The sequence below is a fragment of the Streptomyces sp. NPDC060002 genome, from assembly GCF_042737245.1.
Classification (GTDB): Bacteria; Actinomycetota; Actinomycetes; order Streptomycetales; family Streptomycetaceae; genus Streptomyces.
In genome coordinates this window covers 1-24,588 of record NZ_JBHWUW010000018.1, presented here as the reverse complement: position 1 = coordinate 24,588, position 24,588 = coordinate 1, and the positions used below count along the sequence as shown (strand labels likewise).

Below are 24,588 nucleotides of genomic sequence, written 5' to 3'. Positions count from 1 at the left end.
ACCGCGTCCGACAACCGCACAGCGTGTCCCGCGATCCTTGCGTGTCGCCGCTCAGCTCTCCGGACCCGTGGAAGCCTCCTGCCTACCGGCGTTGACGACCACCGCCATGATGAGCGCGGCCACCGCGAACACCAGCGCCCCCACGATGAACGCCCTGGTGTAGCCGTACGTCATGGCCTCCTGCGCCTGGGCCACGAGTGCGCCGTCGTGCCTGCTCAGACCCGAGAAGTAGGCCTCGTCGGCGCGCGGCAGACGGTTGTCGGCGAACGACGTCGACAGGGTGGCGAGGGTGGCGAGGCCCAGTGCTCCGCCGATCTGCTGGGCGGTGTTGAGCATTCCTGACGCGCTGCCCGAGTCCCTCTCCGCCACGCCACGCACCGCGCCGAGTGTCAGCGGCACGAAGGAAGAGCCCAGTCCCGCGGCGGTGACGAACATGGCGGGCATCAGCGCGCCCGGGTAGGAGGAGTGCGGCGTCAGCCGGCTCAGCCAGAGCATCCCCGCCGCGGCGACGACCAGGCCGGGTGCTGCCACCAGGCGCGGCGGCAGCTTGACCACGAGCCGCGAGCCGATCGCGGCCATCATGCCGATGCCGGCGCTGAACGGCAGGTAGGCGAGCCCCGTCCTGACCGCGCCGTACTCGAGCACGTGCTGCATGTAGAGGGTGAGGAAGTAGAAGGTCGCGAACATGCCCAGGCCCACGAGGAACAGGGTGGCGTAAGTGCCCGCGCGGTTGCGGTCCTTGAAGATGCGCAGGGGCAGCATGGGGTGCTCGATGCGCGCCTGCCTCACGATGAACAGGGTGAGCAGTACCGCGGCGACGGCGAAGCAGGTGAGCGTGAGCCAGTCGGCCCAGCCCTGTTGTCCGCCTCGGGTCACCGCGTAGATCAGGCAGAGCAGACCGGCCGTGCCGGCCGCCGCGCCCGAGACGTCGAGCTTCCCGTGGGAGCGGTCGGCCTCGCCCAGTACGGTGGTTCCGGCCAGCACGGTGATGCCGATGGGGATGTTCACCAGCAACACCCAGCGCCAGTCGAGGTACTCGGTGAGGACTCCGCCGAGGATCAGGCCGACGGTCGACCCGACGCCGGCCATGGCGGCATAGGTGCCCATGGCGCGGTTGCGCTCCTTGCCCTCAGGGAAGTTCGTGGCGATCAGGGCGAGCGCGGTGGGCGCCGCGACGGCCGCGCCGACGCCCTGGAGCACCCGTGCGCAGACGAGCAGTCCGGAGTTGGGGGCCAGGCCACCGAGCACCGAGGCCAGGACGAAGACCACGATGCCGAACCTGAACACGCGGCGGCGGCCGAAGAGATCGCCGGCCCTGCCGCCGAGAAGCATCAGCCCACCGAAGGTGACCGCGTAGGCGTTCACCACCCAGGCCAGGTCGCCGGCGGACATCTTCAGCCCGCTCTGGATGCTCGGCAGGGCGATGTTCACGATGGTGGCGTCGAGCACCACCATCAGCTCCGCCGCGGCGATGACCAGCAGAGCGATCACCGGACGACGGCTGATTCCCGCTGGGCCTGCCGTCCCGGCGCCCGATTCGGTCTGTGCTCCTAATGACATGGGACCTCCAGAGGGGAGACGCAGGCGCGCAATCCGGGAGACCCCAGCGCAACGTTGCGTGTGGCTGTTTTCAGCCGTTTCTTCTTGCCTTTGTTCCGGTCCGCCCGGGGCCGGTACGCGCCGCCGGTTCTGTTGCCACTACCGTGAATATCCTTGCCCGCGCGAAGACTGCGCGGCAAGGTCATGACGACCCAACGAAAGGAAAAACAATGCTTGTTCGCGTGACCAAGGGCATTGCCGTCACCGCCACCGGACTGCTCACCGGTGCGTTCGGCTATGGAGCGGTCAACCTCGCGCCCACCTTCTGGGAGGTGCCGATGGAAACGCGGCTGTCCTTCCACGCCGAACTGATGAAGATGAACTCCCCGGTGATGCTCACCGCGATGGGGGCGGCCGCGGCGAGCTCGCTGGCGCTGTCCCTGCAGACCCGCGGCCGCGAGCAGTTGCTCGCGGCCGGCGCCACCCTGCTGACGGGAACGTCCTTCCTGATCACCCGCTTCGGAAACGTGCCGATCAACGCACAGATCAAGGTGTGGGCCGGCACCTCGGCGCCGGCCGACGCCGTCGAGATCCTGCACCGCTGGGACCTGTTCAACCGGATGCGCACCGGGACCGCCCTGGCCGCCTTCGTCCTGCTCGTCATCACGGCCGTTGGATCGCCCGACGGCCGGCAGCCGGCCGTCTCGGCGCCTTCCGAGCCGGACGACGCGCGGCGCGAGGAGGCCGAGGCCTGAGAGGCACAGCGATTACCAGCCATGGCCGATGTTGCCTTACAGGTCTTCCAGCTGGCGGGCGAGAGCCCTTTCCGTATCCGTCAACGGCCGATTACAGGCCACGTGTTCAGGGTGCCCCCGCACGGGTTCCGTAAAGTCCGGCGAGGGGATGACGAAGTACAGCTGGCCGTGGGCAATCAGCGCGTTCGCGCACATGCGCAGCAGACGACTCAAGAAAGACCGCATGGAACCATCGTGGCCGGTCACGCAAAAGCCCGGATAAAGCCGGAATTTCGTCATGCCCGGCCCTCGCCCGGCGCTCAGGCCGAGACCCTCGCCGGAATGTGGAACACCGCGTCATCGGCGAGGACGGTCTGGTGGGCCATACGCAGCTCCAGCCCGGGCTCGATGCCGAGCTCCTCGATGAGCAGCGCGCGGGTGCGACGGTAGGAGGCGAGGGCGTCGCCGCTGCGACCGCTGCGGTGGAGCACCACCATGAGCCGGGCACAGAACCCCTCGCTGAGCGGGTTCTCGGCCACCAGCCGGCTGAGTTCGCCGACCAGTTCGAGATGACGGCCGAGCAGCAGGTCCAGATCGATGCGCCGCTTGAGCACGGTCATCCACGCTTCGTCGTACTGCAGGGCGGTACCGGAGAGCGCCGAGCTCTCCCGCAGCCCTTCCAGGGTCGGGCCGCGACGCAGCGCCAGTGCCTCGCGGTACTGCTTCGACGCCAGTTCATGGTTGCCCGCGTCCGCCGATTCCGTGGCGAGCGCGGACAGCCGGTCGAAGCACACGGTGTCGAGGATGCCGTCGTTCACCTGAAGCTGATAGCCCGGCGGACGGGTGCGCAGAGTGCACCAGCGGCCGTCGAGGTCGTACCGGATCAGGAACTTGCGCAGCTGCGAGACGTACACCCGCAGAGCGGCGAGCGCGGTGGCCGGCGGCCGGTCGCCCCAGAGTTCGCGGATGAGGGCCTCGTTGGACACGGTCGCGTTGGGCCGGATCAGGAGAGTGGCCAGGAGCTGACGCAACTTACGCTGCGGCAACGGGACTTCGACGGATCCCGCCACGATCTCCAGCGGACCGAGGAGCCTCAGAGCGACCCTGCGCGGGGTGATGTCCTGCACACCGTACGCGGGCTGGGTTTCGGTGACGGTCATGCCAGGACCTCCAGCCGAGGGTGGGCGCTGCGGAAGAACGTCAGCGGCTGCTCCTCGCGCAGCAGGCCGAGGTCGACGACCTTGCCGATGATGATGACGTGGTCCCCTCCCGGGAACGTGCTGTGCAGCTCGCAGTCGAGGAAGGCCAGCGCGTCACCGAGGACCGGGGAGCCGGTCCTGCCGGGTCCGTGGGGCAGGCCGCCGAAGCCGGCTGTGTCGCGACGGGCGAAGGCACGGCACAGACCGGCCTGGTCCGAAGCCAGGATGTTGACGGCGAAGGCGCCACTGGCGCGAACGGCCTCGAGCGCCCTCGATTCCCGGTGGACGCAGAAGAGCACCAGGGCGGGGTCGAGCGAGACCGAGGTGAATGAATTCACCGTGACACCCACCGGCTCCTCGTCCTCACTGCCGAGGCAGGTGATCACCGCAACGCCGGTCGGATATCGACCGCATACCTCACGGAGCGTACGCGCCTCCACGGCGAAATTTCCCTGTCCGCCGGTATCGGAAACAGTCAGCTTTTCCACACGTCCCCCTTAGAAAAGACCGCGCTCACCCCTCGCCAGTGAATGAACGGGCACTGGGAACGGGGCGGTGCGGATACCCGACCCTAACAAGGTGACGTTGCGGCCACCTTCGGCCCAAAGGACGAGGCGGGGCGTACTTTCGTCCGAAGTGCCGGTACCAAAGCACCGCATCGAGCCGCTCAAGGCCTGGTCAAGGACTTGTGGAGGCTAGGCGGGCAGGCTGGTCCAGCAGCCTTGACTGGGCAATCTGGGAGAGCCGGGAGCGCCTGGCCGCCGGCCGGGCGCCACTGCGGCGGCCCGGTCCCGTACGACAGGTCGCCGATCGATCACCTTTCTCCGGCGGACTTTTCCCCGCCCTCATTGACGCTTTATCGCATCGGGTGATGCTGTTTTGGCCGCTCACCGAGCGACCGAACCCGGAACGGAAGGAAAGTGAATGCGCAGCACTCTTATCGTGGCCCGCATGAATCCGACCGCCGCAGCTGACGTGAAGCGCATCTTCGCCGAATCCGACGCCGGCGAACTCCCCAACCTGATCGGTGTGAAGGAACGCAGGCTTTTCCGCTTCCACGATCTTTATCTGCATTACATGGCGTCCGACGAGGACGTGCGCGGCCCGATCTCCGACATGAAGGGTCACGACCTCTTCGTCGACGTCAGCGAGAGGCTGAGCCCGCATATCGCGGCTTACGACCCCGAGACCTGGCGCGGTCCCCAGGACGCCATGGCCCACGAGTTCTACACCTGGCGCGCGGATGGCTGAGGCAGCTCCACGCTCGCACACTCCGGCGACGAGAACGTCGCCGGTCGGGCGAACCGCACCGCCGGTGCGGGACGACGAGAGGAGGCTGGCGTGACCAGCGAACGAATGACCAAGATCGCGGCGAAGGACGTCGAGTCCAACCGGCGCCGGGGCGGGGATCTGCGCACACTGCTCAGCCCCGTCACCGCGAAGGCCACCGCCGGCTTCATGGGGGTGCTCACCCTCGAGCCCGGCGAGGTCGTCACCGAGCACTACCACCCCTACTCCGAGGAGTTCCTGTACCTCGTCAGCGGGGAGATCCTGGCGCGGATCGACGGGCAGCCGGTCCCGCTCGCCGCGGGTGAGGCGCTGCATCTGAAGATCAATGTCCGCCACCGCCTGGAGAACCACGGCACGGAGCCGGCCTTCATGGTCTTCCAGCTGGGTCCGCTCGCCCCCCGTCCCGAGCTCGGCCACGTCGACACCGAGCCCCTTCCGGGCCAGGAGCAGGCGTGAGTCGCCGCAGGGCCGTCGTCACGGGGGTCGGAGTGGTGGCGCCAGGTGGCATCGGCGCCAAGGCGTTCTGGAAGCTGCTGACCGACGGCCGTACGGCCACGCGTGCCATCTCGCACTTCGACGCGTCGGCCTACCGCTCCCGAATCGCGGCGGAGTGCGACTTCGACCCGGCCGCGAGTGGACTGTCACCCGAAGAGGTCCTGCGCATGGACCGTGCCGCGCAGTTCGCCGTGGTCGCCGCGCGGGAGGCACTCGCGGACAGCGGTGTCGAGACCGGCGCGGCGCCGCCCCACCGCATCGGTGTCTCGATCGGCAGCGCGGTGGGCTGCACCATCACGCTGGAACAGCAGTACGTCCGGGTCAGCGACGGCGGCAGCCATTGGGTGGTGGACGCCTCGGACCCGTATCCCCATCTGTACGGAGCTCTGGTCCCCGGCACGCTCGCCGCCGAGGTGGCGTGGACGGCCGGGGCGCAGGGACCGGTCCGGGTGGTGTCGACGGGCTGCACCTCCGGTCTCGACTCCGTGGCGCAGGGTGCTCAGTTCATCGAGGACGGGTCGGCCGACATGGTCCTGGCCGGTGCCACCGATGCGCCGATCTCACCGATCACCGTTGCCTGTTTCGACGCGATCAAGGCGACTTCGCCCAACAACGACGACGCCGCACACGCCTCCCGTCCCTTCGACCGGGACCGGGACGGTTTCGTGCTCGGCGAAGGCGCGGCCGTACTGGTGCTGGAGGACGAGGAGTCCGCCCGTCGCCGCGGGGCCCACGTCTACTGCGAGATCGCGGGGTACGGGCAGCGCGGCAACGCGTTCCACATGACCGGGCTGCGCCCGGACGGCAAGGAGTTGGCCGAGGCGGTGCGGGTGGCCCTGGACCGCGCCCGGATGCCGGCCGGCGCCGTGGACTACGTCAACGCCCACGGGTCCGGCACCCGGCAGAACGACCGGCACGAGACCTCCGCGTTGAAGGTGTCGCTCGGCGAGCACGCCCACCGCGTGCCGGTGAGCTCGATCAAGTCGATGGTGGGTCATTCGCTGGGCGCGATCGGCGCTCTGGAGGTCGCCGCCTGCGCCCTCGCCATCGAGATGAACACGATCCCGCCGACGGCCAATCTCAGGAACCCGGACCCCGAACTGGGGCTGGACTACGTTCCGCTGACGGCCCGCGAGCAGCGGACCGACACCGTACTGAGTGTGGGCAGCGGTTTCGGCGGCTTCCAGACGGCGATGGTGCTGACCGCGCCCGGCAAGGCGGTGGCCCATGTCTGACGCCACGACGGCCACGCCCCGTGCGGTGGTCACCGGGATCTCGGCGGTGGCGCCGAGCGGCCTGGGGACGAAGGCGTTCTGGGACGCCGTGCTGGAAGGACGAAGCGGCCTCGGACCCGTGACGCATTTCGAAGCCGACGGCTTCCCGGTGCGGACGGTCGGCGAGGTCTTCGACGACGGCACGCTGCCCGGGGTGGACCCCAGGCTGGCGGTGCAGACCGACCGCTGGAGCCAGTTCGCGCTGCTGGCGGCCGACGAGGCGCTGGCCGATGCCCGAGTGCGGCCGGAGGACTTCTCGCCGTACGACCTCGGGGTCGTCACCGCGTCCTCCTCCGGCGGCAACGCCTTCGGCCAGCGCGAGATCGCGGCCCTGTGGTCGAAAGGGCCTCGGCATGTCGGTCCGTACCAGTCGATCGCCTGGTTCTACGCCGCCACGACCGGCCAGCTCTCCATCCGGCACGGCATGAAGGGACTCTGCGGTGTCACCGTGGCCGAGCAGGCCGGCGGCCTCGACGCCATCGGGCAGGCCCGCCGCGCGCTGCTGCACAACGACGCCAAGGTCGTTCTCACCGGCGGCACGGAAGCGCCGCTGAGCCCGTACGCGCTGACCTGCCAGACCACCTCCGGGCGGCTGAGCACCAGCGCGGACCCGGAGCGCGCCTACCTGCCGTTCGACAGGGCCGCGTGCGGCCACGTACCCGGTGAGGGAGGAGCGATCCTCGTACTGGAGGGCCAGGACAGTGCGCGTGAGCGCGGCGTCGAGGCTCCGTACGGTGAGATCGCCGGTTACGCGGCGACCTTCGACCCGGCTCCCGGGATCCCGGCGGCCGAGTCCCCCACGTCCCTTCGGCGGGCCGTCCTGCTCGCCCTCGCCGACGCGCGCGTCCGGCCGGAGGAGGTCGACGTCGTCTTCGCCGACGCGGCCGGCACACCCGAGCTGGACCGTGCCGAGGCACGTTGCCTCGCCGAGGTGTTCGGGCCGCACGGGGTGCCGGTGACGGCGCCCAAAGCGCGCTACGGACGGCTGTACGCGGGCGGCGCGCCGCTCGACGTCGTCACCGCGCTGCTCAGCCTGCGTGAGCAGGTGATCCCGCCCACCGGCCCGGCCGCCGTCGCGGACCCCGCGCACCGGATCGACCTCGTGACCCAGCCCCGTCAGGCGCGGCTGCGCACCGCCCTGGTGCTCGCCCGCGGCCACGGCGGCTTCAACTCCGCCCTCGTCGTCCGGGCGGCCGCACCGTGACGGCGCACCTGTCCGGCCCTGCCCCTGCGATATCGAAAGGACCGCTCTTCATGACCACGGCGCCCCTTGCGTACGACGAATTCCTCACCATCGTCCAGCGGTGCACCGGAGTTCCGGTGGAAACGCTCCAGACCGACGACCCGACCGTGACCATCGACGACCTGGGCGTGGACTCGCTGGGTCTGATCAACGTCCTCACCGAGGTGGAGAACCGCTATGAGATCCGCCTGGACGCCGAGGGCCTCACCCGCCTTCCGGAGATCCACGCGCTGATCAACGAGCAGCGCTCGAAGCCGACGGGTGCTCGCACCGAGAACAGCATCGTCGTCGACGCGCCGTTCGATCTGCTGTGGGACATGACCAACGACGTGGCCGGCTGGCCGAACCTGTTCAGCGAGTACGCGTCCGCCGAGATCCTGGACCAGCAGGGCGACACCGTGCGGTTCCGCCTCGCACTCCATCCGGAGGCCGACGGCAAGGTCTGGAGCTGGGTCTCCGAACGCGTCACGGACCGTGAGAACGGGACCGTCACGGCGCGTCGGGTCGAAACCGGCCCCTTCGCCTACATGAACATCCACTGGTCCTACACGCGGACCGACGGCGGTGTGGAGATGCGCTGGGTGCAGGAGTTCCACATGAAGCCGGACGCCCCGGTGGACGACCGGGCCATGACCGAGCGCATCAACAAGAACACCAGGGTCCAGATGGCGCTCATCAAGGAGCGGGTGGAGGCGGCGGCCGGCGCCGGAGCGGCGGTGGCCCGATGACCCACATCGACTTCGGGCTCAAGGGCAAGCACGTCCTGGTCACCGGCGGCGCCCGGGGTATCGGCCGGTCCACGGTGCTCGCACTGGCCGCGCAGGGTGCCTCCGTGACGGCCTGTTACGTCAACGAGAGCGAGCAGGTCGAGTCGCTGCGCGCGGAACTGGAGGAGCAAGGCGCCCGGGGCTTCCTCGGACGCTGCGACATCACCGACCACGGCCAGGCCGCCCGGCTGTCCGCCGACGCCCATGAGCGGTACGGGGCCATCGACGCCATCGTGAACAACGCCGGCGTCATCAGCCACCTCCCGCTGAAGGACATGGCTCCCGAGGAATGGCACCGCATCCTCGACACCAACCTGTCCGGCATGTACCACGTGATTCGCGGGGCGCTGCCGTACGTCGCCGAGTCCGCTTCGATCGTCAACATCAGCTCCGCGGTGGCCCACCACGGCATGCCGGGCGCCGCCCACTACGTGGCGTCCAAGGCCGGTGTGATGGGTCTGACCCGGGCCCTGGCCAAGGAGCTGGGGCCGCTGGGAATCCGCGTCAACTGCATCGCCTCGGGCCTGGTCGAGACGGACCAGATGAAGGCCGTCACCGCCGAGGGACGGGCCCGTTACGAGCAGATGATCTCGCTGGGCCGGCTCGGCCGGCCGGAGGAGATCGCCGACGTGGTGCTCTTCCTCGCCTCGCACGCCGCCCGCTATGTCACCGGCGCCACGCTCGACGTCGACGGCGGCATCTGACCCGAAGGAGGCCGCGCGCCGTGCTGCGCACCGTGTTGGAAATGACGGTCCGGGAGGGCTGCGAGGACGAGTTCCGCGCGGCCTGGCTACAGACCGCAGAGGCCGCCGCACGGCTGCCGGGCTCCGTCGCCCAGTCGCTGCTGCGCGATCCGCGCCACCCCCGTACGCATCTGATCATGGCCGACTGGGCCGACCGGGCCGCTCTGGAGGGCTTCCAGAGCAGCCCCGAGAGGGAGCGGCTCAGCGCCCGGCTGGAGCCGTTCCGTGAATCCGCCCGGAAGCGCGTGCTCGAGGTCGTTCAGCACGTGCCGGGCACCCCACCGTTGAAAGGTGATCCGTCGTGACCGTACGCATCATGGTTTCCGCCCGTGTCGAGGAGAAGGACCAGGAGGCCTTCGAGGAGGCCTACCGCCAGGTCACCGCCGTTGTCAGGGGGACCCCCGGGCATCTGCGCGACGAGCTGCTGCGCGACGCGGAGCAGGCCGGCCGCTACATCCTGCTCGCCGAGTGGGAGAGCGAGGAGGCGTTCCGCACCTGGGAGGACGCCCCGTCCCACCGCGAGATGGCGGCACCCATGTTCCCCTACTGGAGCGGCGGCGAGATCGAGCGGCGGATCTTCGATCTGCGGGCGCGGCTCGACAGCGTGCCGTCCGACGTCTGAGCGGGTTCCCCACCATGGCGAACATCCGCAAGGCTCTGGTGATCGGTGCCGGCATCGGCGGGCTCACCACGGCGGCAGGCCTGCTGCGGCAGGGCATCGAGACGCAGGTCTTCGAGGCCCGCCCCACGCCGGGACGACTGCTGACGGGTGGCGGGTTCATGCTCTGGCACAACGCCTTGCTGTCGCTGCGCAGGCTGGGGCTCGACGAGGCCGTCGCGGCCGACTCCGTACACATGCGCTTCCACGAGTTCCGCTCCGACTCCGGACGGCGCCTGGCCCGGTGGCGCCTGGACGGTCCGACGGAGCGGGCCGGCGCGCCCGCCTGCGCTCTGCGCCGCTCCACTCTGCACACGGTGCTCACCGAGGCGGTGGGCGAGCAGCGGATTCGGCTGGGCAGACGGCTCACCGGCTACACCCAGGATGCCGACGGTGTCACCGCGCGGTTCGACGACGGGTCCACGGCCCGCGGGGACGTGCTGATCGGTGCGGACGGACTGCGTTCCACCGTGCGCGCCGCGATGCGCAACGGTTTCGAGCCGCCGCCCAGGTACGCCGGTTACACGGCCTGGCAGGCCATCACCCGGCTGCCGGGCGAGTCGCTGGTGCCCACCGGCACGTTCTTCAATCTGTGGGGCAAGGGAGGACTGCGCTTCCTGTACTGCCGGCTGAACGAGAAGGAGGTCTACTGGGACGCCATCACCAGTGACCGTGCGGCCGCCGGGATCGACACCCTGCGCTTCACGCGGGGGGCGGCGCTGGCGGACGCGTACCGCGACTGGCCGGACCCCATCGGCACGATCATCTCCTCGACCGACGAGGAGGCGATCCTCCCGGTGAGCATTCACGACCGGCCGCCGGGCGGGGGGTGGAGCAAGGACCGGGTCGTGCTCGTCGGCGACGCCGCCCATCCGATGACGCTCAACCTCAGCCAGGGCGCCGGGCAGGCCATCGAGAGCGGCGTGGTGCTCGCCGACATGCTGGGGCGTTCGGAGCCGGACGCCGTGCCCGAGACCCTGCGTGCGTTCGAGGACGCCCGTCGGGCGCGGGCCGCCGACATGGTCACGACGTCGTGGCGCATCGGCACGCTGGGTCTGGCACACAGTGGTGCGCTGTGCCGGCTGCGCGACCTCGCGATGTACACGTTCTTCGACTCGGTCGCCCGGACCCAGAACTACTCCCTGATGCTGGACGACCGGCTGGAGCGGGCTCCGCTGCGGACGGCCGGAGCGCTCGACCACGGGGCGGGGTGAGCACGCCCGATGCTGGTCACCCTTCTGGCCGTGGTGTTCGTCCTGTGCACCGGGGTCCTCGCGGGCGCCCTCGTCGCGGTGGAACGAGCCGTCGTGCCCATGCTGATGCGGTTGCCGCGGCAGACATGGTCGGAGGTGCACCGGTTGCTGGACCCCGGCTTCGACCCGCTGATGCCGACCGTCAACAAGGTGGCACTGGCCGCCGGCCTGGGGCTCGCGTTGCTGGCTCCGGGGGCCGGAGCGAAGGCCGCCTTCGCGACCGCGCTGGCCGGGGTCGTGGGCGTCGCCCTGGTGTCGGAGCTGCGCAACGTGCGGATGAACCGGCGGATCGACGCATGGGCCGAAGCCGGGGAGATCCCGAGCGGGTGGGACACCCTGCGCGCCCGGTGGGCCCGCGCCAACCTGCTGCGTACGGCCTTCGCCGGCCTGGCGTTCTGTGCCGCGCTCGGCGGCTGCTGGCGGCTGTGGGCGTGAGCGCCCCCGTCGCTGTGGCGACCGCGTTCGCGGCCGCTTCCGTACCGGCACCACACGTGATCCGTACCCGAGTCGAGGAGTTGGTCCAGTGAATCCGGCAGACGAGGAGCGCGACTCGCGCCGCTCCGCCCCCCAGGCCGCCGGGCAGCCGCCCGAGCCACCGGAGTTCGCGGGCCGGGTCGCCCTGGTCACCGGCGCCGGTCGTGGCATCGGCGCGGCCACCGCGCGGATCCTGGCGGCCCGAGGTGCCCGAGTGGCGGTCAACTACCACAAGAGCGAGGACCGGGCCCGGGAGGTCGTGGACTCGATCAGGCAGCGCGGTGGCGAGGCGACGGCGGTCCAGGGCGACGTCACCGACCCCGACCAGGTGACCGCCCTGGTCGAGGCGGCCAGCGCCGAGCTGGGCCCCATCGACGTCCTGGTGCTCAACGCCGCCGGCCTGGGCGCCCACGAGGCGCGCATCGCCCCCGCGACCAACCTGACCTGGGAGGACCTGGAGCATGTGGTCACCCAGCAGCTCAAGGCGTTGTTCCTGACGACGCAGGCCGTGCTTCCCGGCATGGTGGCCCGGGGCGGCGGCTCGGTGGTGGCGGTCGGGGCGGCGCTCGCCCGCCGGCCGGCACCACGTTTCCTGCCGCTGACCGTGGCCAAGGCGGGGGTGGAGGCCGCGGTGCGCACCCTGGCGCTGGAGGTGGGCCCGCACGGTGTGCGGGTCAACGCGGTGGAGCCGAATCTCATCCTCACCGAACTCGCCCGCTTCATCCCGGAGGAGCAGCGCCGGGCCGCCGCGGAGCGGGCCGCGTTGCGGCGCAACGGAACCCCGGAGGACATCGCCGAGGTCATCTCGTTCCTCGCCTCACAGCGGTCCTCGTACCTCACGGGCAGCTGCCTGGTCGCGGACGGCGGCACGGCGCTCGCCTGATCACCCCGCCGTCCGGCCGCTTCGGGGCCGGTCGCTCGACCGGCCCCGCCGGCGGGCTCTTTTCCCCTTCTTTATCAGCCCTTTTGCAGCCGCTGATTGCCTGTCCAACGGCTGCCGTCCGTCACCGGACGCCCCGAGCGAAAGGAATAGACCTTGTCGAATCCCGAACGAAAAGTTGTCAGCCGGGACGATGTCGAGCCCGTCTGCTGGTTTGGTGAGGAAGGCCGGTTCCTGCTGCGTAAGGAGGACACCGGCGGCCTGTACAGCTTCTACCAGATCACCACCCGGCCGGGCAGCGGCCCCCCGCTGCACGTCCACGAGGCTGCCGACGAGGCGTTCTTCGTCAACAAGGGCACCTACGAGTTCGAGGTCGGCGGGGTCACCGAGACCATCACCGCCGGCACCGTGATCTACGGGCCGCGCGGAGTGCCGCACCGCTTCCTCAACATCGGTGACGAGCCCGGCCAGTTGCTGGTGATCGCGACCCCCGGTGGCGTCGAGAACTTCTTCATCGGTCTGTCGAAGCTCGTCTCGGGGGGCGGCGCCCCTGACTGGGGCAAGATGCAGCAGCTCGCCAACGAGAACCAGATGCGCGGATTCCAGCCGCCGCCGGGAGCCCGCGGTGACCTGGGCGGCCCGCCGGCCGCAATCCACGGCGGCGCCGGTGGTCCGGCCGCCGCGCACGGAGCGCGGGGCTGACACCCCGCCCCGGGGCCGGCGGCCCGTTCACCTTCCGCCACCGGCCCCTTCCTGCGCCGCGTGGCTCGCAGGTCCCCGGCCGGGGCAGCGCGGTGGTCCGCGGTGCCCCGGCCGTCCCGTTCCGCTTCGGCGCACTCAGGCGCCGCTCCACTCGCTCCCGTCCGACCAGGAGGACACCATGCCCGGACACCTCTCCGGCAACCCCGTCGGCCTGCGGGCCGCCACGCCGCCCCGCCGCCACGATGTGATCATTCTGGGTTCCGGCATCGCCGGGTCGACTCTGGGCGCCATCCTCGCCAAGCAGGGCGTCTCGGTGCTGCTTCTCGACGGCGGAACGCACCCGCGCTTCGCCGTCGGCGAGTCGACGACGCTCTACACCCTGAAGGTGTTCCGGCTGCTCGCCCGGCGCTACGGCATTCCCGAGCTCGAGTCGCTGACCTCCTACGACGGCATCCATGACGAGATCGCCCCGACGTCCGGCACCAAGCGGCACTTCGGCTTCATCCGGCACGAGGAGGGCAAGGAGCCCGACCCTGCCGAGTTCCTCCAGTTCAGCCCGCCGTCCAAGGCGCTTCAGACCGGCCACCTGTTCCGCCAGGACACCGACGCGTACCTCTTCCACACGGCCATCGGCTACGGCTGCGACGTCCGGCAGGCGTTCCACGTCGAGGACCTGGAGCTGGCCGAGGACCACGTCGCCGTGGTCGGCAAGAACGGCGAGCGGTACGAGGGGCGCTACCTCGTGGACGCCAGCGGCTTCCGGTCCCCGCTCGCGAAGCAGCTCGCGCTGCGCAGGCCGCCGGAGTCGCTCAAGCACCACTCCCGTTCCATGTTCACCCACATGCTGGGGGTGCGGCCGACCGACGAGTGCCTGCGTGTGGGGCCCGAGGACGCGCCGCCGATCCCCTGGGTGGAGGGGACCATGCACCACCTCTTCGACCGCGGGTGGTTCTGGTCCATCCCGTTCAACAACGCGTCGGGATCGAAGAACCCCCTGGTCAGTGTCGGGCTCACCTTCGACGAGCGCCTCTACCCCAGGAACCACGACCTGACCCCGGAGGAGGAGTTCCGGAGCTTCGCGGCGCGCTTCCCGGCGGTGGAGCGGCTGTTCGCGGACGCCAAGACCGTACGGCCGTGGGTGTCGGCCGACCGGATCCAGTACACGTCCACCAAGACCGTGGGTCACCGCTGGTGCTTGATGTCGCACGCGGCCGGCTTCATCGACCCGCTGTACTCGCGCGGCCTCACCAACACCGGTGAAGTGGTCAACTCGCTGGCGTGGCGGCTGTTCGACGCGCTCGCCGAGGACGACTTCGACGAGGAGCGCTTCCGGTACGTCGATGAACTTCAGCAGGGGCTGATCCGTTACAACGACGAGCTCGTCAACTGCTCGTTCATCTCCTTCCAGGACCACTCCCTGTGGAACGCCGTCTACCGCGTCTGGTGCGCGGCCGAAGTGCCGATCAACCTGCGCTTCGACCGGTTCACCGAGCGCTTCACGGACTCCGGCGACGACGGAGTGCTCCGCGCGTGGGAGGAGGCGGACTATCCGGGGCTTCCCGTACCCGGGTCTGCGGGCTACAAGGCGCTGTTCGACGAGATGGTGCGGGTGTGCGAGGCCGTCGACCGCGGGGAGCGGACCGCCTCGGACGCGGGCGCGGAGCTGCTGAAGACGGTGGTGAACTCCCCCGTGGTGCTGGACCATCTCGGACTGCGCGACCCCGAGTGCCGGTTCGTCTACCCCATGCCGGACGACCTGCGGCGGATGGCGAACTGGCTGCGCCACGACGGCCCGGCCGAGCTGCGCTACCTCACCACCGGTGTCGACGTGCACGGCGTGCCACTGCAGGCGGATCGCGACGACGAGATGGGCCTGCCGCACTGACGAAGGGTCACGGGACGACCGGAGCGGGCGGCTCCCACGATGGGTGGGAGCCGCCCGCTCGCGTTGTGTCGCGGGCCGGTGGGTGCGCCGCGGGTTCCTGGTTCAGCGCGGCAGGGGTACGACCCGGAAGACCGGGCAGCGCGCCGCGGCCGCCTCGAAGTGTTCCGGGGAGCCCGATTCGACCAGCCCGTTGCGTACGAAGGCGCCGACGCCCCTGGGGTTCTGAACGGGGAACTCCCGCAGAACACGGCCCCGTTCCTGCTCGGGGAGCTCGACGAGCTCCACTGGTTGCGCCCGCCGGCCACGGGCAAGCACACCGTGTCCCGCGGCCCTGGCGTTCTTGACCCAGTCGGACTGCGGGTACGCCTGGAGGATGTAGCGGGTGCCGTCGACGACCACCGGGGCGACCGGAGTGGTGCGGGCGAGACCGCTCTTGCGGCCGGGGACCGTGAGCAGGTGCATGGGGCCGAAGGGCAGCCCCAGGCGCTGAAGGACGATGACGATGTTGTTGCGTGCCCTGTGCCGGGGCGAGACGGAGGCTCGCGTGGTCATGACTATGACTGTCCCTTCTCGTGGACGCGTCGTGTGATGGCCCTGACCACCGATCGCGGCATCGCTCGCATGAGGGGCATCCTGATGCGGTAGGCGAGGCCCGGCACCGTGGACGAACGCCCGGCCGCCACCGCGTCCATGCCCGCACGGGCGACCTGATTGCTCGTCAACCACTTTATGCGAGGCAGGGCTTCGGCCGACACCCCGGCCGCCGCGTGGAACCCGGAGCGGGTCAGCCCCGTGTGCACGGTGGTGACATGGACGCCGTGCCGGGCCACCTCCATGGCCAGGCTCTCGCCCAGCGAGGACAGGAAGGCCTTGGAGGCGGCGTAGGTCGCGGAGCGCGGCTTGGGCAGGACGGCGACGAGCGAGGAGACGTTCACGATGCCGCCCGCGCCACGGGCGATCATGCCGGGCAGGCAGGCGTGGGACAGCCTCAGGGGCACTAGCGCGTTGAGCACCGCGGTGTGCAGCTCGCGCTCCGCGGGCAGTTCCGCGAAGTACCCGGAACCGCTCGACCCGGCGTTGTTCACCAGGAGTTCCACGGGCCGCTCGGGGTCGGTGAGCCGCTTCTCCGCGACCAGGACCTGGCTCTCGTCGGTGAGGTCGAGCTGGAGGACCTCCACGTTCACCCCGTGCCCGGACTCGAGCTCGCTCGCGAGCTGTTTGAGCAGTTCGCCCCGCCTCGCCACGAGGACGAGGTCCACACCCTCCTGGGCGAGCAGCCGGGCGAATGCCTCACCGATCCCACTCGACGCACCCGTCACCATGGCCGAGCCGTACGGAAATCGCCGCATGACATTCCTCGAATCTCTTCGACAATTCAACTGCATACGTTCCGAACAGATTAGCCCCAACGGCCGAGAATGAGCCAGCGAATGGATAGCACCGAAGGCCCTGCGGGTCGGTTTATTTTGGCTTAAGCGAGGGTTCATCGATCGATGGTGAAATACGGCTGCACGATTGGCTGGACTTCACTGGTCCGCCACCTGTACTCCGCCCCGTCCCCGTTGAAATGGCTGGTTGCTCTCATGAGTTCCTCCGCACAAAAGCGGGAATCCTCGTCCGCGCCACTCCGCACACCCGACGGCGGCCCGGCCTCCCGGCTGCACTCCCTCACCGGCCTGCGCTGGATCGCGGCCCTCGCCGTCTTCTTCTCGCACGTCAGCACCCTGCTGCCGCTGCCGGGCACGAAGACGGTGTTCGTGCTGGGCTCCTCCGGCGTGACGTTCTTCTTCGTACTCTCGGGCTTCGTCCTCACCTGGACGTACATGGCCGGCGACAGAACCGGGCCGTTCTACGGCCGCCGGTTCGCCCGCATCTGGCCGATGCTCGCGATCGGCGTGCTGATCCCGCTGTTCCTTCAGCTGCCCGACGCCATGCCGGGCCAGTCCGACACCCTGTTGCTGATGGCTCTCTCCGCCGTCCTGCTGTACCAGGCATGGGTGCCCAGTTACATCCTGGGCAGCACGAACCCCGTCACCTGGTCGCTCGCCTGCGAGGCGTTCTTCTACGCGATCTTCCCGTTCGTGGCGAAGTACACGGTGCGCCGATCGCTGCGCTGGCTCGGCGGTGCGGCTGTCGCCCTGGTGCTGGTGGGCTGGGGCATCAAGCTGTGGCTCTGGGACGCCTACCCGCCCTCGCCGCGACCTGCGTTCACCGGTGTGGACGGCCTGATCTTCGGCACCTACTCGCCCATCGCCCGGGTCTGGGAATTCCTCCTCGGGATGGTCGCGGCGGCCGCGGTCCGCAAGGGCTGGCGCTCCCCGCTCGGCGTCAAGTCGGCCACCGCGCTGCTCGCCGCCGGGTTCTTCGTCCTGTGGCTGCTGCGTGCGGAGACCTGGCGCCAGTACGTCGCCTACGACGCGCTCAGCCAGGTCTCCGCCCCGCTGTACGCCCTCCTGGTCGTCGCCGTGGCCCAGCGGGACCTCGCCGGCGGCGCGTCGTGGCTGAAGACGAAGCCGATGGTGGCGCTCGGTGAATGGTCGTACGCCTTCTACCTTCTGCATTTCACCGTGCTCTTCGAGATCTCGTCCGCTGTTTTCGACAGGAAGAGCATTATCGAATTCTATATGCGTCCGGCTGAGGCCAGCTGGTCCAATGCGGGATGGGCGGCCCTCGCACTCGCGGTCACCATCGTCGCCTGCGCCCTTCTGTACCAGTTCTTCGAACGGCCCTCGGAGCGGTGGCTGCGGGCCCGGATCGGCCGGCGCGCCACCCACGCCGCGACGCCCGGAATTCAGGCGACCTCCACTGAGAGGCATCGCTCCGAAAGCAGCTCCGCATCGATGGAATGAGGTTGACAGGCATGACGATGCCAGGACCCGTCACGAACGGGGCCGCCTCCGGGCAGCCCCGTGCGGCCAGGGAGCGGCCACTGCAGGACCCCTTCGACGTGATGTTCGTCGGGTGGTCGTTCTTCCGGAGCCGGCTCCTGACGGCGGCGATGGACCTGGGAGTCTTCTCGGCGCTGGGCGACGGATCGCTCGGCGCCGAGGAGCTGGCCGGCCGCACCGGCCTGCACCCGCGCGGCGCCCGGGACTTCCTCGACGCGCTGGCCTCCATCGGCCTCCTGCTGCGGGAGGACGGCCGCTTTCGCAACAGCCCCGGCACACTCCGTCATCTGCTGCCGGACCGCGAGGGGTTCGTGGGCGGCTTCCTCCAGATGACCACCGAGCTGATGGGCAGCGACCAGAATTCCCTCACCGGGCTGCTGCGCCACGGCACCGCCCGGAACCAGGGCGCCGGGGGCGAGGTTCCGTTCACGAAGATCTTCCACGATCCGTCCCGGCTGGCGCAGTTCCTGTCCGCCATGGACAGCTTCAGCGGGGCCGTGGCCGAGGAGCTGGCGCAGGTCTTCGACTGGTCGTGCCATGCGACGTTCAGCGATGTGGGCGGAGGCCGCGGCAACCTGGCGGCGCATCTCGCCGCGGCTCATCCCGGGCTGACCGGCACCGTGCTGGACCGCCCGTCGATGGCGGAGCACTTCGACCGGCTCGTGGCCGAGCGCGGCGTGGAGAAGCAACTGCGTTTCGTGGGCGCCGACTTCCTCACGGCCGAACTGCCGCGCGCGGATGTCCTGATCCTCGGCAGTGTGCTGCACGACTGGCCCATGGAGCAGCGTGCCGAGCTGCTGCGCAAGGCGCACGACGCCGTCCACGACGGCGGGTCGCTGGTCGTGTACGACACGATGCTCGACGACGAGCGGCAGCACGCGGACAGCCTGATGCTCAGCCTCATCATGATGCTCCAGTCCGCGCAGGCCGGCGGCTACTCGCCGGCCGAGTGCGGCGCGTGGATGACGGACGCGGGCTTCACGGTCGAGCGGGTCGTGAGGCTGCCCGCCCTGACAACAGCGGTGATCGGCCGCAAGAATTGACGCAAGCGATGAACACCCGCTACCCGGTCATGACCCAGGAGCGGGTGTTCATCGCACCCGCAATCTCAGTGGTCCGAGCATCGTTCCCGGCTTTTCGGGGCCGGTGCGGGGCAGGTGCAATCTTCGTATCTGGGCAACAGCGGCTGCGCTATTCTGGCCGATGACTGAAAAGGCCATGCACCTCGGGGAGTATAGATGTCGGTCTCGGCACATATCAGCATCCTGCTCATCGATTCGCATCCCATCTCGCTGACGGGGCTGCGCACGATTCTCGACAGCTGTCCCGATCTGAGGGTCGTCGGCGTCGCCATGGACGACGACACCGCGGTCGCCCGGTACCAGGAGCTGCGGCCCGACGTCGTCGTCGTCAACTCGCACAAAGACGCCACACAGGCCCTCGACAGCGTGAACGCGCTGTCCAGGGCCCGGTCGCCACTCTCGGCGCCCAACACGCTGGTCCTGGTCGACGATGTGGACGCCGCGATGGACCGAGTGCTGCGGTGCGGTGTGAAGGGCCTGCTGTCCAGCGGCAGCAGCTCCGAGGAGCTCGCCGCCGCGGTCCGCATCATGGCCACCGGCCGGTCCCTGCTCATTCCCCGGGCCCGGGAGGATTCGGGCGGGTCCCCGCTCGAACAGCTTACGGACCGGGAAGTCGAGGTGTTCCGGCTCATGACGCGCGGATACAGCAATGCCGAAATATCGGCGGAGTTGTCATTGAGTCAAAGCACAGTGAAATCCCACATCCAGAAGGTAATGGAAAAACTCGGTCTTCGCAATCGCGTGCATGCCGTTATTTTCGCTTACGAGAACAACATCATCCACGCGAGCCACCTGTAGCGAATCGGGCCGGCCCGGAATCCCTTCCCTCCGGTGCGAGCAGCTGAGCGAGGACCCGTCGCACGTCGAACACATTCCGGTCCTCGACGACAAGTCCGTTCTCCACCCGCCACAGTTGGATGCCTTCGGAGGAGATCGCCCGTCCAGTGGGTGCCACGCCGGCGAACTCCCCCACATGCGTACCCCGGGTCGTGTACCAGCTCGCGACCCAGGGCCCTTCGGCCACCTGAAGACCGACGTCGACGGTGAGTCCGGCGAACGCGGCACGCCTCGACCGTACGCTCCGCTTGGGACCCTCGGGGCCGACCCTTTCCCCTCCCAACAGGAATTCGGGGGCGAAGAGCACATCGGCCAGGTCCAGCTCGCCCCGGCTCCAGCCCTCGTCGAACCAGCGGCGGGCGAGGGCCTTGTTGGCCTCCTGCACGCTCGATTCCCCGTGTGCGGACCCGCCGTTCACCGGTCCGTCCCCACAGCGGGGGACGCCGGTGCGGCACCTGCCGCGCGCAGCGCGTCGAGGCTCTCGCGGCCGATGGTGCTCAGTGCCGGAATCGGTGAGCGCGCGGCCCATTGCAGGAAATCCGCGATCTGGTCTCCGCCCGGGTGGATGAAGCGCTGGTTCACATCCTTCCAGCCGAACCCCGGGTGCACCGCCTCGGATTCCTCGATGAGTCCGAGAATGATGTCCGCTGCCCGGTCACCGTCGATCAACTTCGCCTCGTACTTCGCGCAGGCCTCGGCCGTTCCCTCGAGCAGGGCCTTGAAAGCGTCGTTGTCGGGCCACCACAGGCCGGTGTGGGGTGCCCTCTCCAGGGCGTCGAAGACGCTCGTGTCGCGGTGCGTACGGAAGTTGCGCAGGGCGTTGTTGATCCGGAGAGTACCGGGGGTGTTGCCACTGCCCCAGACACGGAATACGGCATCCCAGAGACGGAAGTGCGAAAAGGCGATGAACGAGCAGTTGACGAGGGTGTCGTTGTAGTCGAGCAGGCCCTGTTCGAGCTCCTCGACGTGGCGGAAGCGCTCCTCTTCGAAGTCGTCGTCCGCCAACGCCCCCAGAAGGCGCGGAGCCAGGGCGTGGATGATCTCGAAGGTGTTGGACATGCCACGCGAATACAGCGGGTCGAGGAAGCCCGCGGCGTGTGACATCAGGCACCAGCGCCGGCCCACTGTCTTGTGGGACGAGTACTGGAGCCGCCCCGTGGACACCCATTCCCTGACTTTCCTGGCCCCCTCGAACTGCCGCTCCACCGCGGGGAACAGACTCAGCAGCCGGGTGAACTCCTCCTCCGCGCCGATTCCTTCCGGCTTGGGGTACAGCCGCGGGTCGAGCGTGACACCCACACTGCACAGCGGGTTGCGGGAGAGTTCGTGGTTGTCGAACGGGATGATCCAGAACCAGCCCCGCTCGAAGATGTGGTGCATGGTGCCGTTGTGCCACGGCACCGGCGGCCGGTTCGCCTCGGGTACCTCCAGCACGTCGTCGAAGGGCCGCACGCCGATCATGTGCGTGAACAGGGACCTGGAGTGGTGCCTGAACCGGGCGGGCTCCTCGCGCAGGCCGAGGTGGTCCGCCAGCGGCGAACGGAAGCCGCTCGCGTCCACCAGGTAACGGGCCCTGACCTCGTGCCCGTCGGTCCCGATCACGGTCACGCCGTCGTCGTCGAAGTCGATCTTCTCGGCCCGCCACTGCTGACGGGTGTCGCAGCCGTATCCGATCGCGACGCGCAACAGATAGGCGTCGCTGTCCTGCCGGAAGAGGTGGCTCGCGGACGTCAGGGCGTCAGGGATGACGAACTGGTGCGCCTGCGTCGGGTCGGGTTCCTGCCCCGGGCGGTGCAGCATGAATCCGAAGTGCTGCTTGCGGCCGAAGGTGTTGCTCACCTTCGTGTTGATGGCCGTCACGTCGGTCAGGGCCTCGAACTCCGGCACGTCGTAGCGCTCGGCGAGCACCTGGAGCCAGGAGACGAGCTGGGGGATCATCGACTCCCCCACCGCGAAGCGGGGATGGGTACCGGCGTCGGCGATCAGTACTTTGGCTCCGCTGCGGGCCAGTACCGCGCCGAGGGTGGATCCGGCGATTCCCGAACCCAGGATCACCACGTCGTGGCTAGGCGTCTGTGTGGACACTGTCGTTCCCTTCGCAGTCGTCCGGTCTCGCACGCCGCATAGCGATCGGCGTCCGCGTGACCACCCTTGCGCACGCCGATGAAGGCGTGAGAAAGCACGTGCAAGTCACCGCGTCACGGCGCGGTGACCTGCACGATCAGGCGCTGCGCTGCGGGGCTTCCGTGGTGGCGGGGCCCTCGGCGGCCCGCTTTGCGGGCTGTTCACCGGAACCTGCCGGATCGTCGCCGTCCGGGTTGGACCTCGGGCCGGATGCCTGTCCGGGGGTGGTGACAAGCAACCGGCCCAAGGAGCGTGGGAACCACCAGTTGGACCGCCCGAGGAGGGTGACCAGGGCCGGGGTCAGCAAGCCCCGGACGACGGTGGCGTCGATGATGATGCCGGCCGCCAGCGCGGTGGCGAACACCTTCACGTCGGTGATCGGGATGCTGGCCAGTGCCGTGAAGGCCAGGAAGAGGATGAGCGCCGCGGAGGTGACGAGCCTGCCGGTGCGGCTGATGCCGGTCACGACGGAGGGGATCACGGTGTCCCGCTCCCCCTTCGCGGTCAGCTCCAGGTGCGTCTCGCGGATGCGGTGGAGGATGAACACCTCGTAGTCCATGGAGAGTCCGAACAGGAACGCGAAGACCGCCATGGGAATCCAGATGGTCACCGCCCCGATCGCCGGGGTCCCGAACAGCGCCTCGCTGCCGTAGCCCTTCTGCCAGATGAGGACGACCACGCCGTAGGCCGCGCAGGTGGACAGCGCGTTGAGGATCAGGGCCTTGATGGGCAGGACCACCGAGCGCAGGGTACGGGCGAGCACGATGAAGGTGAGCAGGGCCACGACGATCAGGATCAGCCCGAGGGAGCCGTAGACGGCGTCGATGAAGTCGACGTCCTGCGCCGGCCCGCCGCCGGCGAGCGCGCCGGGGGTCTCCTTCGCGACGTCCATGATGCCGGTCACCGTGGACCGGCCGTCGCTGCTGGACGGGTCGGCCTCGGTCCACACATCGACGATGCGCTGTCCGCCGCGCGCCCACTCGGCCGGGGCGACGGAGCCCGCGACGCCTTCGAGGCCGGCGAGCCTGCTGTTCATGGCGTCACCGCCGTCCGCCTGCACCAGCACCTCCAGCGGACGGGCGATGCCCTCGCCGAAGCCCGCGTCGACGATGTGCTGGAACGCGGCCGCGGGACGGCCGCCCTGAGCGAGCGTCACGGTGGCCGGCTGCCCGAGGCGCAGGGCCAGCACAGGCGCGGCCAGGGCCAGCAGCACCGCGCCGCTGACGACGGCGCACAGCGCGGGACGACGCGTGGTGAGCCCGGCGATCCGGCCCCACAGCTTGCTGTCCGGGCGATGGGCACGGCGCGGCCGGTCGAGCTTGTCGCCCCAGGCGTACAGCATGACGGGCAGCAGGGTCAGGGCGACGGCGACGCTGACGATCGGGATCAGCAGACCCGCGTATCCGACGCTGCGCAGGAACGGGACGGGCAGGACCACGAGCGCGGCGAGGGAGATGGCCACCGTGGCGCCGCTGAGCGCGACGGCATGGCCCGCACTGGCGACGGCCCGTACGACAGCCTGCCTGCGCGCCTCGGGGTCGGGTCCGTCGGCTCCGGGCTTCTGACGCTCCTCCCGCCAGCGGGTGACGACGAGCAGCGCGTAGTCGATCGCGATGCCCAGACCGATGAGCGCCACCAGGTACTGGACGATGAAGGAGACGTCGGTGACCGCGGTGACTCCGCGTACCAGCAGGAACGTGGTGGGGATGGCGACCAGGGCCATCAGCAGGGGCACGATGGCGAGGCCGCTGGCGAAGACGAGAGTCAGGACGACCAGCGCGCCGAGGGCTCCGATCAGCGTCTCGTAGATCGGGCTGCGCTGGGCCCCGCTGTCCCGGCCCGACAGAACGGGCTGACCGGTCAACTCGACCTGGGATCCGGCGATCTTCGCCTGCTCGACGGCCGTCTTGATCCCCGGGAGCGACTGCTCGTAGGGCACGTTGGAGCGATTGGCCGGCGGGTAGACCAGTGCGACGGTGGTGCGCTTGTCCTCGGAGACCAGCGAGTCGCCGCCGTTGGTCGCGTACGAGACGCTGCGGCCGCCCTGCGGGGTGATCTTGGTGATCAGGTCGCCCCACTGCTTGCGTACGTCGTCGCTGTCGAGGGTCGTGCCCTCGGGCACGGTCACCACGAGCAGCAGGGGGGCGTTCTTGCCGCCGGTCTGCGAGAACCGCTGGGCCAGCGAGTCGTTCGCCGCCTGGGAGGACTTGTCCGGGAGCCGTGACTCGAAGGAGAGCTTGTCGATCGTGCTGCCGGACATGGCACCCCCGGCCAAGGTGAGCACCACCCAGACCAGGACCACGGGCAGCCGATGGGCGAGCACCCATCGCGTCATGCGCTCCACGTCAACTCCTCCTCCTGTAGACACGCTACTATGTAGCCACGCTACATATTGAACGCCAACGTAGCCTCCCGCCACGGCGACCGCAACACCAAACCGGCTTCCGTAAAGGGAAGTTGGCGCGGAACAAACTGCGGGAACGCCGCGAGCCCCCGGCGGGGGTGACACCCGTAGAAGGAG

At 69.5% G+C, this 24,588-nt stretch carries 26 protein-coding genes and 1 pseudogene; 18 read left to right on the top strand and 9 right to left on the bottom strand.

The window, feature by feature from the left end:
* Positions 1-51: 51 nt before the first annotated feature.
* On the bottom strand, positions 52-1,491 hold the full coding sequence (locus ACFWBD_RS18060; RefSeq protein ID WP_385667559.1) for an MFS transporter: 1,440 nt from the start codon (positions 1,489-1,491) through the stop codon (positions 52-54).
* Between the two features lie 290 nt (positions 1,492-1,781).
* Between ACFWBD_RS18060 and ACFWBD_RS18055 the strand changes: the two genes are divergently transcribed.
* Positions 1,782-2,294: an anthrone oxygenase family protein gene (locus ACFWBD_RS18055; protein WP_385667558.1), complete on the top strand. Its 513-nt coding sequence runs from the start codon at positions 1,782-1,784 to the stop codon at positions 2,292-2,294.
* Between the two features lie 36 nt (positions 2,295-2,330).
* Here the strand turns inward: ACFWBD_RS18055 and ACFWBD_RS18050 are convergent, their stop codons facing one another.
* The 3 genes from ACFWBD_RS18050 to ACFWBD_RS18040 all read right to left on the bottom strand — a co-directional run bounded on the left by ACFWBD_RS18050 (position 2,331) and on the right by ACFWBD_RS18040 (position 3,960).
* Complete coding sequence (locus ACFWBD_RS18050) at positions 2,331-2,489, bottom strand: DUF6059 family protein (protein WP_385667706.1); 159 nt, start codon at positions 2,487-2,489, stop codon at positions 2,331-2,333.
* 104 nt (positions 2,490-2,593) lie between these two features.
* Entirely contained in the window at positions 2,594-3,433 is an 840-nt protein-coding gene (locus ACFWBD_RS18045) for a BTAD domain-containing putative transcriptional regulator (RefSeq protein WP_385667557.1), read from the bottom strand.
* On the bottom strand, positions 3,430-3,960 hold the full coding sequence (locus ACFWBD_RS18040; protein ID WP_385667556.1) for a flavin reductase family protein: 531 nt from the start codon (positions 3,958-3,960) through the stop codon (positions 3,430-3,432). Before ACFWBD_RS18040 ends, ACFWBD_RS18045 begins: the two co-directional genes overlap by 4 nt.
* Before the next feature lie 436 nt (positions 3,961-4,396).
* Between ACFWBD_RS18040 and ACFWBD_RS18035 the strand changes: the two genes are divergently transcribed.
* The 14 genes and pseudogenes from ACFWBD_RS18035 to ACFWBD_RS17970 all read left to right on the top strand — a co-directional run bounded on the left by ACFWBD_RS18035 (position 4,397) and on the right by ACFWBD_RS17970 (position 15,136).
* On the top strand, positions 4,397-4,723 hold the full coding sequence (locus tag ACFWBD_RS18035) for a TcmI family type II polyketide cyclase (RefSeq protein ID WP_385667555.1): 327 nt from the start codon (positions 4,397-4,399) through the stop codon (positions 4,721-4,723).
* A gap of 90 nt (positions 4,724-4,813) precedes the next feature.
* Positions 4,814-5,218, top strand: a complete 405-nt coding sequence (locus ACFWBD_RS18030; RefSeq protein WP_385667554.1) for a cupin domain-containing protein — start codon at positions 4,814-4,816, stop codon at positions 5,216-5,218.
* On the top strand, positions 5,215-6,492 hold the full coding sequence (locus ACFWBD_RS18025) for a beta-ketoacyl-[acyl-carrier-protein] synthase family protein (protein WP_385667553.1): 1,278 nt from the start codon (positions 5,215-5,217) through the stop codon (positions 6,490-6,492). The genes ACFWBD_RS18030 and ACFWBD_RS18025 overlap by 4 nt, the downstream gene beginning before the upstream one ends.
* Complete coding sequence (locus ACFWBD_RS18020; RefSeq protein ID WP_385667552.1) at positions 6,485-7,735, top strand: ketosynthase chain-length factor; 1,251 nt, start codon at positions 6,485-6,487, stop codon at positions 7,733-7,735. Before ACFWBD_RS18025 ends, ACFWBD_RS18020 begins: the two co-directional genes overlap by 8 nt.
* A gap of 50 nt (positions 7,736-7,785) precedes the next feature.
* A pseudogene (locus ACFWBD_RS18015) lies at positions 7,786-7,998 on the top strand (acyl carrier protein); the annotation flags it as partial.
* A 9-nt stretch (positions 7,999-8,007) separates the two neighbouring features.
* Positions 8,008-8,502, top strand: a complete 495-nt coding sequence (locus ACFWBD_RS18010) for an SRPBCC family protein (protein ID WP_385667704.1) — start codon at positions 8,008-8,010, stop codon at positions 8,500-8,502.
* Positions 8,499-9,245 carry an SDR family oxidoreductase gene (locus ACFWBD_RS18005; RefSeq protein ID WP_385667551.1) on the top strand — a complete coding sequence of 249 codons (747 nt, stop codon included), beginning with the start codon at positions 8,499-8,501 and terminating at the stop codon, positions 9,243-9,245. Before ACFWBD_RS18010 ends, ACFWBD_RS18005 begins: the two co-directional genes overlap by 4 nt.
* A 20-nt stretch (positions 9,246-9,265) precedes the next feature.
* Positions 9,266-9,589: an antibiotic biosynthesis monooxygenase family protein gene (locus ACFWBD_RS18000; protein WP_385667550.1), complete on the top strand. Its 324-nt coding sequence runs from the start codon at positions 9,266-9,268 to the stop codon at positions 9,587-9,589.
* Positions 9,586-9,906 (top strand): antibiotic biosynthesis monooxygenase family protein, encoded by a 321-nt coding sequence (locus ACFWBD_RS17995; protein WP_385667549.1) that lies wholly within the window; start codon positions 9,586-9,588, stop codon positions 9,904-9,906. The genes ACFWBD_RS18000 and ACFWBD_RS17995 overlap by 4 nt, the downstream gene beginning before the upstream one ends.
* Before the next feature lie 14 nt (positions 9,907-9,920).
* On the top strand, positions 9,921-11,156 hold the full coding sequence (locus ACFWBD_RS17990; RefSeq protein WP_385667548.1) for an FAD-dependent monooxygenase: 1,236 nt from the start codon (positions 9,921-9,923) through the stop codon (positions 11,154-11,156).
* Positions 11,157-11,165: 9 nt separating this feature from the next.
* The gene (locus ACFWBD_RS17985; protein WP_385667547.1) at positions 11,166-11,630 is read left to right on the top strand and encodes an anthrone oxygenase family protein; all 465 of its coding nucleotides are present in this window, start codon (positions 11,166-11,168) and stop codon (positions 11,628-11,630) included.
* Positions 11,631-11,718: 88 nt separating this feature from the next.
* On the top strand, positions 11,719-12,552 hold the full coding sequence (locus tag ACFWBD_RS17980) for an SDR family NAD(P)-dependent oxidoreductase (protein ID WP_385667546.1): 834 nt from the start codon (positions 11,719-11,721) through the stop codon (positions 12,550-12,552).
* Positions 12,553-12,705: 153 nt separating this feature from the next.
* The gene (locus tag ACFWBD_RS17975; RefSeq protein WP_385667545.1) at positions 12,706-13,251 is read left to right on the top strand and encodes a cupin domain-containing protein; all 546 of its coding nucleotides are present in this window, start codon (positions 12,706-12,708) and stop codon (positions 13,249-13,251) included.
* A gap of 178 nt (positions 13,252-13,429) precedes the next feature.
* Complete coding sequence (locus ACFWBD_RS17970) at positions 13,430-15,136, top strand: NAD(P)/FAD-dependent oxidoreductase (RefSeq protein WP_385667544.1); 1,707 nt, start codon at positions 13,430-13,432, stop codon at positions 15,134-15,136.
* Between the two features lie 102 nt (positions 15,137-15,238).
* On the opposite strand, the gene ACFWBD_RS17965 is transcribed toward ACFWBD_RS17970, so the two are convergent.
* Complete coding sequence (locus ACFWBD_RS17965; protein WP_385667543.1) at positions 15,239-15,688, bottom strand: nitroreductase family deazaflavin-dependent oxidoreductase; 450 nt, start codon at positions 15,686-15,688, stop codon at positions 15,239-15,241.
* 2 nt (positions 15,689-15,690) lie between these two features.
* Positions 15,691-16,485, bottom strand: a complete 795-nt coding sequence (locus ACFWBD_RS17960; protein ID WP_385667542.1) for an SDR family NAD(P)-dependent oxidoreductase — start codon at positions 16,483-16,485, stop codon at positions 15,691-15,693.
* A 234-nt stretch (positions 16,486-16,719) separates the two neighbouring features.
* Here ACFWBD_RS17960 and ACFWBD_RS17955 point away from each other — a divergent pair, with 234 nt between their 5' ends.
* From ACFWBD_RS17955 to ACFWBD_RS17945, 3 genes are all read left to right on the top strand, one after another.
* Positions 16,720-17,985: an acyltransferase family protein gene (locus tag ACFWBD_RS17955; RefSeq protein WP_385667541.1), complete on the top strand. Its 1,266-nt coding sequence runs from the start codon at positions 16,720-16,722 to the stop codon at positions 17,983-17,985.
* 11 nt (positions 17,986-17,996) lie between these two features.
* The gene (locus ACFWBD_RS17950; RefSeq protein ID WP_385667540.1) at positions 17,997-19,067 is read left to right on the top strand and encodes a methyltransferase; all 1,071 of its coding nucleotides are present in this window, start codon (positions 17,997-17,999) and stop codon (positions 19,065-19,067) included.
* 195 nt (positions 19,068-19,262) lie between these two features.
* Positions 19,263-19,904, top strand: a complete 642-nt coding sequence (locus ACFWBD_RS17945) for a response regulator transcription factor (RefSeq protein WP_385667539.1) — start codon at positions 19,263-19,265, stop codon at positions 19,902-19,904.
* Here the strand turns inward: ACFWBD_RS17945 and ACFWBD_RS17940 are convergent.
* The 3 genes from ACFWBD_RS17940 to ACFWBD_RS17930 form a co-directional block, all read right to left on the bottom strand.
* Positions 19,882-20,328, bottom strand: coding sequence for an ester cyclase (locus ACFWBD_RS17940; RefSeq protein WP_385667538.1), 447 nt, complete (start codon positions 20,326-20,328; stop codon positions 19,882-19,884). The two genes, ACFWBD_RS17945 and ACFWBD_RS17940, sit on opposite strands and share 23 nt — an antisense overlap.
* A gap of 29 nt (positions 20,329-20,357) precedes the next feature.
* Positions 20,358-22,028 (bottom strand): NAD(P)/FAD-dependent oxidoreductase, encoded by a 1,671-nt coding sequence (locus ACFWBD_RS17935; protein WP_385667537.1) that lies wholly within the window; start codon positions 22,026-22,028, stop codon positions 20,358-20,360.
* Positions 22,029-22,164: 136 nt separating this feature from the next.
* Positions 22,165-24,402 (bottom strand): MMPL family transporter, encoded by a 2,238-nt coding sequence (locus ACFWBD_RS17930; RefSeq protein WP_385667702.1) that lies wholly within the window; start codon positions 24,400-24,402, stop codon positions 22,165-22,167.
* Between the last annotated feature and the right edge of the window lie 186 nt (positions 24,403-24,588).